The sequence below is a fragment of the Paenibacillus sp. Y5S-9 genome (genome assembly GCF_036894235.1).
Taxonomy (GTDB): domain Bacteria; phylum Bacillota; class Bacilli; order Paenibacillales; family Paenibacillaceae; genus Paenibacillus.
This window is the reverse complement of record NZ_CP145887.1, coordinates 1,462,981-1,479,974: the sequence shown is the minus strand read 5'-3', so window position 1 is coordinate 1,479,974 and position 16,994 is coordinate 1,462,981. Positions and strand designations below refer to the sequence as shown.

Genomic DNA, 16,994 nt, shown 5'->3' with positions numbered 1-16,994 from the left:
TGCTTAAGCCAGCGAAACTTTACTTCTCTATGCATTTGTATACAAAATAGCCTGCAACCCCTTTTTGGGGCCACAGGCTATTTGCACTATTTGACTACTATATTGCATAATTCCACTACAAGAAAATAAAGTTTTTTTCAAAAATATGACCCTGCTGAAGATCAGGTTCGACTTATGCCGTCACAACTTGACCAGAATCAGCCTGTTCGACTTCTTTTTTCGGACGTCTGCCATTCCAGAGGAAGTAAGCAAGCGTCAGCAGAATGGATACACCTGCATAGATGCTGAGAATTCCTGCCTGATGCCACATCACATCCAGATTACCACTCGATACCACGGCTTTGAAGCCCATAATGCTGTGTGTCATTGGCAACCAAGGGCTAAATGCCTGAAGCCATGATGGAATCAGTTCTACCGGGAAGGTTCCTGCACTCGCCGCAAGTTGGAAGACCAGCAGCAGAATGACAACATACCGTCCAGGCAGATCCAGCCAGGTTACAAGCGCCTGAACGATCAACATGAAGGTCAGCCCCGTAATAATGGTAAACAGATAGAACAGCCCTACGCTGTGCGTCTCCAGTCCAAGACCATATAACATGAAGCTTGCCACGATAACCGATTGGAAAATGCTCACCGAGCCAAATACCAGTGTCCGGCTGACAAAACGATTCCAGCCTGTTGCACCAGGTACGGACGTTTCCCGCATTTTCAATACAATCGTGGAAATCAACGATCCTACAAACAGACCGATCGACAGGAAGAACGGTGTCAATCCTGTACCATAATTGCTTACGTTCTCTGCTGTGTTCTCCGAGGAGTTCACCGGTTCAGCGAACATGTTCACTACATCATCCGTTTTCTTAACTTCGGATGTTTTCTGTGCGGCATCATTCAGCTTGGTTTCCAGTTCACTTGAGCCATCTTTTAGTTCAGTAAGACCGTCAGCCAGTTTGCCCGCGCCATCACCCAGTTGCTTGGAACCATCGGTTAGTGAACTAACGCCACCACTTAGTTTACCTACACCCGTTTGCAAAGCTGTTGTCCCTGAGCCCAGCTGCTTGGCACCATCTGCAAGCAATGTACCGCCACTTGCAGCATCGCCCAGCTTGCCGCTGAACTGCTTCAGGCCATCGGAGAGCTTCGCTCCTCCTTGACTAAGCTGTCCGGCACCAGCCAGCAATTGCTTCTGACCATCCACCAGTTGGTTCGCACCAGCAAGAAGTTGCTCCTGGCCTCCATGAAGCTCGGTTGCACCCGCAGCCAGTTGCTGGTTGCCCTGATGCAGCTGATCTGCACCTTGCGCCAGCTTCTGCTCGCTCTCATGCAGTTGTGCACTGCCATCAGCGACAGCCTCACTTGCCGCAAGCAGCTTCTGTACATCCGCATTTTCGGCCAGTTCGGGGTTCGATGCAGCAAGCTGTTTCAATCCGGCGGCTACGCCCTGTGCACCATCAGCAACCTTGGAGCTGCCATCTACAGCCGATTGCAAGCCTGTTGCAAGTGTACCGCTGCCCTGAACAGCACTTTGCAGACCATCCGACAGCTTCGCACTGCCCTGTTCTGACGATTTCAGGCCAGACTGCAACTTACTTGTGCCATCCAGTGAAGACTGGAGTCCGGTTTCCAACTTGGCGCTGCCATCCTTCAACTGATCTGCCCCGCTCTGAAGCTGGCTCGAAGCAGCTGCCTGAAGCTGTTGAAGACCGGATACAAGATTCGATGTTCCACTTTCAAGCTTGGTTGCCCCTGTGTGCAGCGCGTTAACACCATCACTTAACGGAGAAAGTCCTTCCTGAAGTTCAAGCGTTCCGGATGCAAGCTTCGCCAGGTTATCCTTGAGCTTAACAGCACCATCATCCAGTTTGCCTGCGCCGGTATTCAGTTCACCTGCCCCATCGCCTGCCTCAGCCAAGCCATCCGATACTTCGGAGAACTTGTCGAGCAATGTCTCTGCATAGGATTCCGTTACTTTGGCTGAGACTTTTGCCTTCAGGTCCTTAATAGCGGTCTTACCGATCTGTGCACCGACAAAGCTGTAATTGCCATTCGGTTCATAGATCAGATCAGCCGGCTCCGGCTTGTCGTCGAGCAATGTTGTTGCTTGGGATGAGAAGTTCTCCGGAATCGTAATTTGCATATAATATTTGTCATTACTCATGCCTTCTTTGGCTTGGCTTGCACTGACAAAATCCCATTTGAAATCGGCATTTTTCTTCAGTTCATCCACCAGATCACTACCTACATGGAGGGATTTGCCCTCCAGCTCAGCACCTTTATCCAGATTGACAACGGCAACCGGCATCTCATCCACATGACCATACGGGTCCCAATATGCCGCCAGATAGATGCCACTATACAGGATCGGTATAAACATAATTGCAATAACAGGGATCAACACCTTCGGGTTTCTCACGGCCGATCCCACATCCTTGAAAAACACGGATAAAGATTTCATGTCATTTTCTCCCCTTAATCTCTCTGCTCCATGAGCAGGAATAACCATAATGAAATACAATGTCGCATTCCAGAAAACATACTGAAACACGAAGTGACCACTTTCCTCAAACGGTCACTTCAGGGCAAAAAAACAACCTGTCTTCCGACAAGCCTCCCTGCTTGATACGCGTAAAAATCCTTATATTATAGTAGATTAAATTCGGATTACGTTACAGCAGCAATTCCTTCCATTAAGAAAAGGCGAAAGTAAGTCTTAATTTCCTCTTTGCTCAGCGGTTGATGTTGTTTGCTCCAGTCTGAGGTTAATGCAATATACAGGCGAATCATCATAAATGCGACGACTTGCGGATCACAATCTCGAATCTCTCCATTGTCTTTTGCTTTCTCAAGCTCCTTAGCCAGAAAGTCGGAGATTACTTTCTCCACCTTGTCCAAACCTTCCTTGGCCTGCAGCGTTCCAAAGTCCTTCAGCTCCTGAGATAACTTAACAAGCAGATCGTGATCACGACGAAACTCTAACAAGGCATCCAATACTCGAAACAGATTATCGAAAAATGCACTTTCCTGATGCACTTCACGATGCGCGATGTTCTTCATTTCCTGAATCACTTCTACCAGGATCTGATCAAACAATTGTTCCTTATTGGTGAAAAACGTATAGATCGTTCCTTTGCCAACGTTCGCAATCTTGGCGACCTGATCCATCGTCGTTGCTTTGTATCCAAACATGGCAAACGACTGGGCTGCTGCATGAATAACCTGCTGTCTCCTGTCAATCGGAGCCATCTAATCCCTCCTTTAATCGCACTCATTGTTCAATCGCTCTACATAAATGACCAAAAATACAATTCAGTCATTCGGTCAAAAACTACAATACCACCTTCGAAAACAGATTGCAACCCTAACATTTTAAAAATTGTGTTAATATTTTTTAACCTAAATGCAGTGGAAACTCCTTCTGTCGTCGTCTATAGTGTAAGATGACTCAGATAATACGTATATATAATGAAGTTTAGGTTGTCTCATTGTAAGATATATGGTGTAAATATTCATAGAAGAAACATGATTTTGCGCTTCAATGTATATTCATGTAGTAACGCATTCCATAGCTAGAATAAACAATGAATATCTTCATTTTGAATTAAAACTTATGAATAAAGGTGAACTCATGCGAAAACCAAGAGTGCTCTTATTATCGGAAGGTTTCGGTACCGGTCACACTCAGGCCGCTCATGCGCTGGCACATGGCATCAAAAAAGTCAGTCCACATGTTCACAGTCGTGTCATTGAACTAGGCAAATTTTTGAACCCAACCGTAGCTCCACTAATTTTCTCTGCATATCGAAAGACACTATCGGTTCAACCCAAACTGGTCAGCCTGTTGTACCGCACACAGTACAACAAATCATTAAATGGTTTTACCAAGCTGGCGTTGCACCGAATTTTCTATACACAGACGGCACAGGTAGTATCCCAACTGAAACCCGATGCGGTGATCTGTACCCATCCTTTTCCGAATGCTGTCATCTCCCGGCTCAAACGCCAGGGTCTGAATATCCCACTCTATACCGTTGTGACGGATTATGACGTGCACGGAACATGGATTAATCCGGAAGTGAACAAATATCTGGTCTCTACCCCTCAGGTCAAAGCTTTGCTTGAGATCCGGGGTGTCGATCCCTCCCATATTCAGATCACGGGAATCCCTGTGCATCCAGACTTCTGGGAAGCAGGAGATAAGGTGAAGCTACGGGAAGAGATGGGGCTTCAGAACATGCCTACGGCGCTTCTTATGGGTGGTGGATGGGGACTTTCGTTTGATGAGGATCATATGAAAGCTCTCACGTCCTGGGCAGATCGTGTTCAATTGGTCTTCTGTCTAGGAAGCAATGAAAAAATGATCGCAAAAATGAAGGAAATGCCTTGCTTCCAGCATCCGAATATTCGTATTCTGGGATATACACGGGAAGTAAGCAAACTGATGGATGTATCCGATGTGCTGATCACCAAGCCAGGTGGCATGACATGCACTGAAGCGCTGGCCAAGGGTCTACCGATGTTGTTCATTCCTCCGATTGCAGGTCAAGAGGAAGAGAACTGTGAATACTTTGTACAAGCCGGATACGGCCAGGTCATTCACTCTGCCGATGTGATCACCAATCGTTTCAGACAATTAGTGGAACAGGCATCTACTCAAACTGAAAGCCCGCTGAACGTAGCACATATTTCAGGTAACCATTCGGCCTATGATCCGAAGTGCTGTGCTCAAGCTGTTCATAACTTATTGTTCCCGACTACGGCCGAAGTCACAACAACCTCCGTGGAGCGCTTCACAGCCGGAATTGCTTCCACGTCCTTGTCAGGTACCAGAATACCATTCTGATGCCTCTATGGACCTATAGAACAGCTCTCAGGAGGTGTTATAGGGGACAAGACAATTGCTCACGATATACAAAGAAGGTTCCCTTCCGAATTTTTGGAAGGGAACCTTCTTTTATTTTCACTAATTCCACCGTATGATTTGGCAGAAAAAAGGGTAATTTAGAGTATAACGATATTTTAAATAACGAAATAAAACTACGATTCAGGCTTTTTAAAGGGCCGTGTGATGCACACACAGTTAACTACCCTGCCTGTTTGCAGAATTTACGGGTCGATTACTTGTAAAAAGTATGATGACCGATCGTTTTTACTTTTTTCTGCGAGCGGGCAACTGTCAGATCGTCGGCAAGCGTCAATGATAAGAAATAATACGTATCATCAGCAACTTCCTTCTTCCCGTTCAATGCAGCATTCACTGCTTTGATGCTGTCCTCGTTGGGAACCACACGTTTCATACGTCCGTTCGCTACAGGACTAAACTGGGATTTCTGATAGATGACCTTGTAAATGGTATCGGGAAAATTGGCTGACCGCAGCCGGTTTAAGACAACATTGGCAACTGCCACTTTGCCTTCGTACGGTTCACCTTCCGCTTCTGCCATGACGATTTTTTGCAGCAGATGCAGTTCTTTATCGGACACACTGTATGACCAGGTTGCGAGTTTCGAGTCTTCCTGGTTCAGAAGTTTGGTCCGTGTAAAGTATAGTTTTTGGGGGGGAGTTGTTACAGCAGCGACTTCTTTGGCACGTTTCACTTTGGCCAATTTCAGTGCAGCTTCTTTTTTGGCTTTGGCCGCAGCTACCGCTCTAGCTTTGTTCTTGGCCTTGGCTTCTTGCAGTTCCTGCTCTTCTTGAGCAGTCGTAAGCCAGTTCTTCGCTGGCAGAGATTCAGTCCACGCTACGGTTTTGGCAGACAGATTAGAAGACAGACTTGTCCCATCTTCCATCATGCGCCTCTCTTCTTGCGTAGATGTTTGGTTATTTTGCACAGAAGCCGCAAGTTCGGTCATCTGTTTACTATCACTAGCTTCATTCCACTTCCCCGTCGCCTGAACGACATTTACCCCCACTATACATACAAGCAGCACTGATAACATCGGTGCTACCCAACGATTTTTGCTTATAATGTTCATTCGAAGATTCCTCCTGTCGAAACAATTCCCTTAACTAAGTAACCCAAAAAAAAGAATTTGAATAACGATGGCTAATATTACATAGGGATAAACGTTATGTCAATGTGATTTTATGGCATAAAAATGATTATCAGGAAAAAGCGAACGTATCCACGACCTCATACATTGGCGATTGGCCCAGCCTTGTCACATAAAGTACAATGTCCTCCACCATCCATGAATTAGCACCTGTGGAATGTTCCGGAAGCACTCCAGATACCCCTTTATTATCATTACCTGGAAGCTGTCCCAGATATTTTCTGGCAATGGTAATGTGGGGAGCATAAGGTCTTAATTCAGCTTCATACCCAAGGGGCGAAGTCGCCTGCACGATTTGTTTTTGCAATGAAAACAAGTGCTCTATCTCTCCGCTAACACCCTTCCAAAGCACCTTAGGTGCTTCTTCAAGTCCAAATGTGCCCCAATCGGAAAGCTGAAGTTCAAACCGCTGCAATCCGCTTGCTGCTGAGCGCAATGCTTTTCGCAGGTGCCCGATGTCACTAACTAACGTATCCCCCAGAAATTGCAAGGTTATATGATAATCTCTATGATCTGTCCATTTACGAAAATCTAGCTTGTTCTGTACAAGCCTTGCATCCATCTGAAGAGACTGCTGAACAGCAACAGGAAGACGAATTGCCACAAACAATCTTTCCCGTCGGGATGAATGATCCTGATGTGATTGGTTATTCATTGCATACACCTCTCTAAAGTTCGCTCTATTATTTCATGACTATACATATCGTTTCAAGTTGGGTAAGTATAGAGTGACACAAATATAACCATTTGCAAATAAGGCTAGATTCCTGCATTTCCCACCTTAATGCACATCCAACACCAAATCTGATACACTTTAATTATCAAACTCATCAAACTATTTATCTCAGGAGGACCACACATTATGGGTAAAATTGTATGTTTTCCATCTCTATCCGAAGAACAGCAACAACGCATTCAGCATGCTGCACCGGGATACACCCTGAAATTCGGAAAAGCCAAGGAATTGGACCCTGCTGAGTTGAAAGAAGCTGAGATTATTCTCGGCTGGTCCCCACTCGTCACAGAACATGCATTGAAACAGGACAGCCTGTTGAAGTGGGTTCAGGTCTGGTCTGCCGGTGTGGACAATCTCCCCTTCGCAGATTTGCAACAAAAGAACGTTCAGGTCACCAGTGCAAATGGAGTTCACGCGATTCCAATCACCGAAATTATTCTGGGCATGATGTTATCCCACAGTCGCTGGCTGAGACAAGCTATGCTGCATCAACAGCAGGCCGAATGGAAAGCTCCTGCCAAACCACTGCCGGAACTGCATGGCAAAACAGCAGTCATCGTTGGTGTAGGTGAGATTGGCACGGAAACAGCCCGTATTCTCAAAGCCCTTGGCATGCGTACGATCGGAGTTCGCCGCTCAGGTAAGGATGTCCCCAATGTGGACAAAATGTACGACATGACCGGTTTACATGAAGCCTTGAGCCAGGGCGATTATGTAATTAACATTTTACCGCTAACTGATGAAACCAAACATATATATGATCAAACTGCATTTGAGCAGTTCCGATCCGGTGCCTGCTTCGTCAATGTCGGCCGTGGCCCCAGTGTGAATACGGAAGCGTTGCTGAATGTACTCCAAAGCGGCCAAGTTGCCTTCGCCGCACTGGACGTGTTCGAAGAAGAACCTCTTCCTGCAGACCACCCGCTATGGGGCATGGATAACGTGTTAATTACGCCTCATATCGCAGGAAGTACAGAGCAATACGCGGATCGAGCAGTCGATATTTTCGTCAAAAATCTGGAAGCTTACGTCGCTGGCAAGACCCTGCCGGTGAACCTTGTGGATTATAGTCATAAATATTAACACAAACACCCGTTCCCATGCAATATTGTGCAAATCAGATCAACGATATACATTGAACTAAAGAATATTTCTGTCCTCTACGTTCTCGTCTAAACAGTTAGTCAAAGGATATTGTAAGCAATAAAAAAACTCTACCTCTGGAAATTTCCTCAGAGGTAGAGTTTTTGTTTTTTTGCGCTTACATACACAGCCAAATATGACGTATAAACGTGCCTTTGTGTACTGTTCGGTACTCTTTTACAGTCCATCCCGCTTCCAACAAGTGCTCTTCTACCCACTCTGTGGAAACAACCACTGCCCGTTTTGCCAATCTGCGCAAACTCTCCAGCATGGCTCGTTGCTCAGCATCTGGAAGTACAGAGCAGAGATTATAAGGCATGTCCAGAATTGCTGCATCATACAGATCTTGCAGTTCATTCATATCCCCCAGTGTGATTCGATTCGAATCATATCCATAATGCGGCAGATTAATTCGCGCACCTCGGACAGCCAGAGGATTGAGATCGTTACCTTTTGCATCAATTCCCATGGATAAAGCCTCAATGACAACCGTTCCCATACCGCAGCACGGATCAAGTAATCGGTTGTTTTCCACGTTCGGAACAGCAATATTAACCAGCGCTCTCGCAAGCGTGATGCCAAATCCAGTTGAGTAATTTTGCGGCTTCTGCCGATGAACCTGCCATGATCGATCAGCTTCTGTCCACTGGCCCAAGATCCATTTTTCTCCTGTTCGGATTAGGCCGAAAGTCACCTTAGGTTGCTTCATCTGTGCCTTGCCTTTAATGCACATACCAACTTCTTTTTCCAGTTGGCGAGACTGTTCATAATCAGGGGCATGATCGCCTTCTTTCAGACAAACTACCTTAAATGTCTCTTCTGGCAACAGATGAATCTCTTTGGCAAGAGGAAGCAGATCAGTCACGCTGCCCCCTTCGCCGATCACGTCCAGTCTGCCGTGGATAAAAGGACTGCGTCCAGGTGGAATACATCGTTCAGACCACACATACGACCCCATATCCATACGGATCTCTGAACTCGGTTCAAGCAGCGTATTCAGCTCCAGCATGCATAATTCGCGCTCGTTCTCGTGGCAAGCAAAGGTGTAGAGGTGTTTCCCAGAAGTACCGTGTGTACCCAGTGTTTCATCAGGCAAAATCCTCCTCCCCTTCCTTCATTAATCATGTTTCTTCTATATAAATAGTAAGCTCATTGAAGACATATCAAATATCGGCTGTTACGAAAGCTTCAGGTAGTCATTGTATACAATGTTAGACCGCTAGACAACTATCCATTTCCTTGCACGTATCTATTTGGAAAGAAAAAAATAAGGTGTTCCCATTATTGAGGAACGCCTTACTTTATTTTGAGATTATAACATTGGAAATCTAATCGTTCTTGCCAGCAAACGTTATAGGCCAACAGCTCATATATCATACTGATTTCTCACCAATCGCCGCCTGCGTGATTCCAGCTTCTTCTATTATAAGAAGAAGGTTATATTTTTAATTTTTCAATGGATGTAAGCAAATCTTCCGATAATTCTTTCAGACTTTGAATATTGCCGCTAATCGTTTCCATGGAACTTACTTGCTCTTCCGCCGATGCAGAAACTTCTTCCACACTCGCTGCCGATTGTTCCGAAACAGCGGAAATCTGCTGACTGAAATCATTCATTCGTCCGCTTGCTTCCTGCATGCCTGCCAGTCCATCTGTCATCGTGCTGATGACACCAACCATGCCTTCCACCGATTCGTTAATTGTACGGAAGAGTTGACCTGAAGCAAGCACATGTTCCTGACCCAGTTCGGTCTCCTGAACGCCCGTACGTAATTCCGAAACCACCCCTTGTGACTCTTGCTGAATATCCTCGGTAATCGCCGTGATCTCTTCGACCGAAGTCTGCACAGCCTCAGATAACTTCCGCACTTCTGATGCAACTACAGCGAATCCACGTCCACTCTCTCCCGCACGTGCTGCCTCAATAGAGGCATTCAATGCAAGCAGATTGGTTTGGCGTGCAATGTCATGTATGACCTGAACCAGTTTGGAAATATCTTCATTTTTACGATTCAACCGTTCCATCTTGTTCATGGAAGCCGAGACCGAACCGGAAATCTGTTGCATCTGCTGCACCGACTGTTCCATCGCCTTGCGACCATTCAGCCCTTGTTCCAGAACAAGATCCGACATGACGCGCAACTGGCTGCCTTGTTCCGTATGATTTTGAATGTGATCATTCAACGCTTCAACCGTCCGGGCTGATTCCACGGCTGTCTCTGCCTGGCTCTCTGCGGCCTTGGCTGACTCTTCCATGGTCACAGCAATTTGGCGACTACCAATCTTAACCTCTTCTGAGGATATTGCCAGTTCCCCACTTTGCAGATTGACAGCTTCCGCAATTCGTCTGACGCTCAGAACCATGGAAGTCAGGTTACCTTTCATGTCATTCACCGCTTTGGCCAGAACACCGACTTCATCCTCATGTTTGGTATGTATGTCCTGAACATTCAATTGGCCTTCTGCAATCAGTTTCACCGCACTAATGACACGTAGCAGTGGTTTCACGACTTGTGAACGAATAATCGGAATGCTGATCGCTGTAATGACAATCATGACAAGAACACCGATAATGATGCTTAACCTACCATCCTGCACCGATCTGATCGTTTGGGCCGCCGCAAGATTGGACTGTTCCTGATTGTATTCCACGAGATAATCGAGATCGACTTGCATGGTGTCAAAGGAATCAGCACCTTTATCAGCTACTTCCTTCGCCAGCTGTGTCTGACCCTCATCACTCAGCTTAATCGATTGCGTATTAATCTTGAGATATGCTTCCCACTTGTTCTTGAACGCAGTCCAGTGTTCGAGCTCTTCCGGAGACTTCTCCTGCTGATCATAGATTTTAATCGCCTGCGTCGTTTCACGAATATACTTGGTACGCTCTTCTGACAAGGATGCCTTGTCTGTTTCTTCCGCGTCAAAGTGACGATAACTTAGTGACAGGACATGCTCTGTGGTATAATTTAACCGGTTAATTTGCTGGATTGATGGCATCCAATTGTTCGTAATTTCATTAGTGTTGGTTTCAATTGAATTCATCCGGGTGACAATCGTGACACTCAAAATAATTAAACAGAGGATTAACAAGTAGAACGCGATGCTGATACGCAGACCGATACTCTTGATCTTAAATCTGCTGAACATATGATTTCCCCCTTGACCTCTTCGGTCATCCCGAATTCAGGTGCTTTTGTCATTGTTTTCCCCTTCTTTTGACCTCTTGTCAAAAGAGCTTATCTATATTATATCGATAGGAAAATAGACGTAAAGTATTATAACATTATTTTGTCATTGAGATGCTTGGATTTGTAAAACATTGTTGAATCTTGACAAAGTCCAACCCGAAGAGCTGCAGCATAAGGTAAAGTCCCCCGATCTGCAGCTCTTCGGGTTGTTCGGATTCCAACGGCTAACATCATAAAGCGATCAGCCTAGTTCAGTATTGCTGTCTTATGCTCAGCCAGCAATCGATATGAATCCAACCTGCGCTCATAATCTGGTCCTGCCGTAACCAGAAGCAACCTCTCCGAATCCAGCCTGCGACTCACCTGTTGCAATCGAGCCCATACCTGCTCAGGTGTACCTGCATAGTGCCGTACCGATTCATTTTGATCACTAACGGCTTCATCACTCGTGTTAGAGACCTCGATACCACTTGAATTCGGCTCCGTTGAACGTTCTTTCCCATCCAGCTTGCGCCTCTCCGCCATGTCACGACTCCAGTCCAAAGCATCCGTCTCTGACTCGGCACACAATACGCTGACTGCCACCATAACCTCAGGCTCCTTCATCGTTGCACTGGGAATAAATCCTTCTCGGTATCGCCTTACAGCCTCTGTACCATCGGCATCACTCATGAATTGACCAAAGACATATCCCATGCCAAACCGTGCCGCAAATTCTGCACTCTTCACGTTAGTTCCCAACATCCAGAGTGATAACGGAAGCTTGGGAATCGGACGAGCTGTCACGGGATGATCCTCGTACATGTAGCGGTCTTCGAGCAGTTCCGTGAGTGCTGCGAGCGATTCAGGCAGCTTGGACACATGCTGCAAGTAATTGCCACTGAGTGCCATCGTGGCATGAGGTCCACCGCCAGGAGCACGTCCGAGCCCAAGCTCAATGCGCCCCGGATAGAGCGCAGCCAGCAGGCGGAACGACTCCGCAACCTTGAGCGGGCTATAATGCGGCAACAAGACCGCACCAGAGCCAAGTTGAATTGTTGTTGTCCTTGCTCCGATATGGGATAACAGTACTTCGGGAGAGGCCGATGCCAGTTCAGCCATATCATGATGCTCTGATGTCCAGTATCGGGCATATCCCCATGCCTCAGCATGTTGTGCAAGTGTCACCGATTGTTGAAGTGCCTGTTCCGCTGTGGCATCGTTTAACCTTGGAACAAGGTCAAGTACGCCCAGACTGAACGTCTCACTCATTCGCTTAGCCACGCGTCTCATCTCCCTTTATATCGGTTAGTTTTAATCCAGATCGTAGATCGAACCCACCTTCAGACCGTAGAGTTCATTATATATTTTCTCGGCAAATGCATCCGTCATTCCTGCGATATAATCGATCACCATGTGCTCCCAAGTCCAGATCGGCTGGGCTTTGGCTTGATCCTTCTCATACCGCTGCAGCCAGTCGGATGGAATAATGGATTTGGACGTTTCCGGATCGAGGAATGCATCCCATAATCGCTTAATCATCCACTCACTGCGCTTCTGTAGCCGCTGTACACGCAGGTCACGAATCATGGTCACCCAGGCAAAACTCTTGAGCACACTCACCGTACGCAGCATATCAAGGTCTTCAGCCCCTTCACGGACAAAAGTTACCTTCTTCCAGTCGCCATCGTCAATAACGCCCAGGCTGCCTACAAAAAAGCTCACCCAATAGGCTTTCACTTCACGACGGGTACGCGAGTAATCATGTTCGCAGAACGGCATCTTTTCATTCCAGATGCGCAGGAACGAAGCGAGTACCTCTTCTACCTTTTGCCCAATCGCTTCTCGGGTCCATCCGTTCCAGAACAGATCCTCCAGCGTTGTAATTTTATCCACAATCAGTCGATTCACATGCGGATCTTGCAGGAAATGCTCATGTACTTCAATTTTGCCTGCTTTGATGCCATCCTCCAGGTCATGTGAGGAGTACGCTATATCGTCGCAAAGGTCCATCAGCTGTGCTTCCAGCGTCTTCTTGCCTGCCGGCACGTTCCAGCGATCACGGATCTCCCGAATATATTGCCACTCATGATGATACATGCCTTTTTTGCTCTCTGTCCCAGGGTACGGATACTTGTTGATTCCTAGTAATACCGCATCAGACAGATTCAGTCCGTCGATATCTTCACGCTTCTCCAAGTGCATAATGAGACGGAAGTTATGCGCATTGCCTTCAAAATGCTCGTATTTCCGTTTTAACTCGGCACGTACTTCAGACTCGACCTTGGGAACTTTGGCGCTGCGGCTTTTTTTCATGATTTTCTTAGCCTCGGTGTTAATGAGGTCATCCAGAATGCCATCCAATACTTCTTCACCTTTATGTCCAAACGGCGGGTGACCAAAATCATGTGCGATTGCAGCGCACTCCACCACTTCTGAATCAATAATAAGGCCGGGGTTGTCCGCGCGGTCCCAGTCCACCTCGGGAAAACGGCGAATCAGACTTCGGGCAGCCTCTCGTGCAATCTGTGCCACCTCCAGGGAATGGGTCAAACGAGTACGATAATAATCACCCGTTCCTGCGCCAAACACCTGCGATTTGCCTTGTAACCGACGGAAGGTCGGTGAATGAATGAGTCTGGAATAGTCCCGTTCATACGCTGCACGAGATCCATCCAATTTGGTTAATTCAGGATATTGTCTATGTTCTCTCAGATCGTTCCATTGCATGGGGATCACTCCTAGCCGACTGTCTCTATTTTGAGTGATTATACACAACATCTGTGGTTTCGAAAAGTAAAACCTGTCTGCGATTGTCATCTCTTCTTACATCAACTTGTAATGAACAGTCATCTTCTCTTATTATACCCTGCCAGACTATCATCCGTGCATCTAAATGACAATGATTCATATTAAACTCACACTATCGTGACTAATGATGAAAAAAAGTGACTTATACAGTTTGCGTAGCCGTTCCGGTTACGGATCGTTCTTATGATCGCTGTTGTCTCCAGGTTTTCTGAATTCCCTTCACTAAGGCAAAAACCCGGAGACAAAGGCGAACGCTTCGCTTCTTCAGAATCGATTCCGTCCCCCTCACTACTTTTGCTGTTTGATTCACTCCCAATTTAAATGACATCACATTCCCTATAAAGGAGGAATTCTTCAAAACTTTGAAAGGCTAAAGAATTTCATTACGATGTTCATCCATCGCTTCAATGATAGTCTGCCTCCCCGCTCCCTCCCCGTTGTAGGTAAAAACAAAAAAAACCGACAGGACTGAAACGCCCTGTCGGGGTGGAGATAGTGGGTGCAACCGTATTTTGTAGTTTCCAGGCTATATAAGCTCTGAGCCTTTCACCCGGAAACCGCATGGAACATTCAATCACTTTGATTCAGTGCACCGTTATTATATCACTGCGATATTGCGAAAGTTTAAACCATAACCTTACAGATATCGTTGGTGAACTCTACTGGGTCCTGAATTGGCAATCCTTCGATCAGCAATGCTTGATGATACAGCAGGCTTGTGTAAAGGTTCAGCTTTTCCTGATCCTGCGCGAAAGCGTCTTTCAACGATTTGAAAACATCGTGATTCACGTTGATTTCCAGCACTTTGTCGGCTTGTACGTTTTCGCTGTTTGGCATAGCTTTCAGGATTTTCTCCATTTCAATCGTCAGCTCACCCTCAGTGGACAAACATACCGGGTGGCTTCTGAGGCGTTTGGAAGCTTTAACCGCTTTGACTTTACCAGCCAATTGAGCTTGCATTGCTTCAAACAACTCTTTGTTGTCATTGTCCTGAGCGTCCGTTTCTTCTTTGTCCGCGCTATCTTCGATACCCAGGTCACCACTGGAGATGGATTTGAATTCTTTCTCCTTGTAGTTCGTGATCATCTTGATGGCAAACTCATCGATGTCATCGGTAAAGTACAATACTTCGTACCCTTTCTCAAGAACACCCTCGATCTGTGGCAGCTTCTCAATACGGCTAATGGATTCACCGGATGCATAGTAGATGTACTTCTGATCTTCCGGCATTCTGGAGACGTATTCGTCCAGGCTCACAAGTTTGCTCTCTTTGGAAGACGTGAACAACAGCAGATCCTGCAATGTATCCTTGTTCACACCATAGTCGCTGTATACGCCATATTTCAACTGACGTCCAAACGCTTGGTAGAACTTCTCGTAGTTCTCACGCTCGTCCTTCAACAGGCTTTGCAGTTGGCTCTTGATTTTGTTCTTAATGTTCTTCGCGATCAGGCTAAGCTGACGGTCATGTTGCAACATCTCACGGGAAATGTTCAGGGACAGGTCTTCGGAATCCACCATACCTTTGACAAATCCGAAGTAATCTGGCAACAGATCCCCACATTTATCCATGATCAGTACACCGTTGGAGTATAGCTCAAGGCCTTTTTCATACTCTTTCGTATAGTAGTCAAACGGCGTATTCTCCGGAATAAACAGGATTGCATTGTATACCACCGCGCCATCTGCGCTGATGTGCAGGTGTTTGAGCGGTTTGTCAAAACCGTAGCGTTTTTCCATATAGAAGTTATTGTAGTCTTCTTCAGTCAATTCGCTTTTATTTTTACGCCAGATCGGCACCATGCTGTTCACGGTTTGTTCTTCTTGGTATTCCTCGAACTCGTTCTCCGTGCCCTCTTTCGGACGTTGACCCGTTACATCCATCTTGATTGGGTAGCGAATGAAGTCGGAGTATTTTTTGATGATGGATCTCAGGCGGTACTCTTCCAAAAATTCGTCATACGAATCTTCTTCGGTATTTTCTTTGATCGTCAGGACGATCTCTGTACCTACGGAATCTTTCTCAGCTGGTGTGATCGTGTAACCATCCGCGCCTTCGGACTCCCATTTCCAAGCCTCGTCGCTGCCCAGCGTTTTACTTGTTACGGTCAGCTTGTCCGCCACCATAAATGCCGAGTAGAAACCAACCCCGAATTGTCCGATGATGTTGTGGCCGTCTTTTGCTTCATTTTCTTTCTTGAACGCCAGGGAACCACTCTTCGCGATAACCCCCAGGTTGTTCTCCAGCTCTTCCTGCGTCATCCCGATTCCGGTATCCGTCAGTGTGAGCGTGCGGTTTTCTTTATCGATTGTCAGCTTGATGAAGTAGTCCTCTTTGTTGAAAACGAGTGAATCGTCAGTTAGTGCTCTGTAATAAATTTTATCAATGGCGTCACTGGAGTTGGAGATCAATTCTCTCAAAAAGATTTCTCTTTGGGTGTAAATGGAGTTGATCATCATATCCAGCAAACGTTTGGATTCTGCCTGGAATTCTTTTTTAGCCATGAATGGTTGGACTCCTTTCAAATTGGGATATCGAATGATTGAGTTGAAAATAGGAAGTAACTGAGATAATCCTGCGGCCATTAGTAGACTCAAAAACCTTGATCGCTCTAGTCCACAGATATGTGATTCACTCTAATGGCTCATTATAAAAAATAAGTGCATGACGTTCTGCAATATAGCCGTTCCGATTACGAATCGTTTTTCGGATCGCTGTTATCCCCGTATTTCTTTAATTCCCTTTTTAAAAAGGGAGAAATCCGGTGATAAAGGCGAACGCTCTGCTTCCTCCAAATCGATTTCGTCCCCTGCACTATTTTTGCATCTGATCAGCGACTGATTTTTTAGGATAGAGATCATCAATGAAGTGATATCTTTTATTAAACGTGGAATGCCGCTTCAGGTCTGTTGTGCCCCTTTGGAATTCGCATGTCTGACTCAGGTTCAATATCTATTTTCAAAAACAGAATCATTCCATATGTAGGCGTATAGTAAAAACATCATTTGTTAGCACTCTAATGATCGGAGTGCTAAACCCTTCCTTTTATATAACATATGGGAAAATTGGGTGTCAATACGCAG

The 16,994-nt window shown here is 46.1% G+C and carries 11 protein-coding genes; 2 read left to right on the top strand and 9 right to left on the bottom strand.

Features of this window, described 5'->3' with window-relative positions; all coding sequences use genetic code 11:
- Positions 1-172: 172 nt before the first annotated feature.
- Positions 173-2,455 (bottom strand): YhgE/Pip domain-containing protein, encoded by a 2,283-nt coding sequence (locus V6669_RS06460; RefSeq protein ID WP_338591927.1) that lies wholly within the window; start codon positions 2,453-2,455, stop codon positions 173-175.
- A 206-nt stretch (positions 2,456-2,661) separates the two neighbouring features.
- Positions 2,662-3,243, bottom strand: coding sequence for a TetR/AcrR family transcriptional regulator (locus V6669_RS06455; RefSeq protein ID WP_036611349.1), 582 nt, complete (start codon positions 3,241-3,243; stop codon positions 2,662-2,664).
- A 382-nt stretch (positions 3,244-3,625) separates the two neighbouring features.
- Here V6669_RS06455 and V6669_RS06450 point away from each other — a divergent pair, with 382 nt between their 5' ends.
- On the top strand, positions 3,626-4,840 hold the full coding sequence (locus tag V6669_RS06450; protein ID WP_338591923.1) for a glycosyltransferase: 1,215 nt from the start codon (positions 3,626-3,628) through the stop codon (positions 4,838-4,840).
- A 274-nt stretch (positions 4,841-5,114) separates the two neighbouring features.
- Here the strand turns inward: V6669_RS06450 and V6669_RS06445 are convergent, their stop codons facing one another.
- Complete coding sequence (locus tag V6669_RS06445; protein ID WP_338591920.1) at positions 5,115-5,972, bottom strand: cell wall hydrolase; 858 nt, start codon at positions 5,970-5,972, stop codon at positions 5,115-5,117.
- Positions 5,973-6,102: 130 nt separating this feature from the next.
- Positions 6,103-6,705, bottom strand: coding sequence for an RNA 2',3'-cyclic phosphodiesterase (gene thpR / locus V6669_RS06440; RefSeq protein WP_338591918.1), 603 nt, complete (start codon positions 6,703-6,705; stop codon positions 6,103-6,105).
- Positions 6,706-6,912: 207 nt separating this feature from the next.
- Here thpR and V6669_RS06435 point away from each other — a divergent pair, with 207 nt between their 5' ends.
- Complete coding sequence (locus V6669_RS06435; protein WP_338591916.1) at positions 6,913-7,869, top strand: D-2-hydroxyacid dehydrogenase; 957 nt, start codon at positions 6,913-6,915, stop codon at positions 7,867-7,869.
- A 178-nt stretch (positions 7,870-8,047) separates the two neighbouring features.
- Here V6669_RS06435 and V6669_RS06430 read toward each other — a convergent pair whose 3' ends face one another.
- The 5 genes from V6669_RS06430 to htpG all read right to left on the bottom strand — a co-directional run bounded on the left by V6669_RS06430 (position 8,048) and on the right by htpG (position 16,415).
- Positions 8,048-9,025 (bottom strand): methyltransferase domain-containing protein, encoded by a 978-nt coding sequence (locus V6669_RS06430; RefSeq protein WP_338591914.1) that lies wholly within the window; start codon positions 9,023-9,025, stop codon positions 8,048-8,050.
- A 341-nt stretch (positions 9,026-9,366) separates the two neighbouring features.
- Positions 9,367-11,079 (bottom strand): methyl-accepting chemotaxis protein, encoded by a 1,713-nt coding sequence (locus V6669_RS06425; RefSeq protein WP_338591911.1) that lies wholly within the window; start codon positions 11,077-11,079, stop codon positions 9,367-9,369.
- A 287-nt stretch (positions 11,080-11,366) separates the two neighbouring features.
- The gene (locus tag V6669_RS06420; protein ID WP_338594864.1) at positions 11,367-12,371 is read right to left on the bottom strand and encodes an MsnO8 family LLM class oxidoreductase; all 1,005 of its coding nucleotides are present in this window, start codon (positions 12,369-12,371) and stop codon (positions 11,367-11,369) included.
- 42 nt (positions 12,372-12,413) lie between these two features.
- The gene (dgt, locus tag V6669_RS06415; RefSeq protein ID WP_076209597.1) at positions 12,414-13,829 is read right to left on the bottom strand and encodes a dGTP triphosphohydrolase; all 1,416 of its coding nucleotides are present in this window, start codon (positions 13,827-13,829) and stop codon (positions 12,414-12,416) included.
- A 705-nt stretch (positions 13,830-14,534) separates the two neighbouring features.
- Entirely contained in the window at positions 14,535-16,415 is a 1,881-nt protein-coding gene (htpG, locus tag V6669_RS06410) for a molecular chaperone HtpG (RefSeq protein ID WP_074093900.1), read from the bottom strand.
- Positions 16,416-16,994 lie beyond the last annotated feature (579 nt).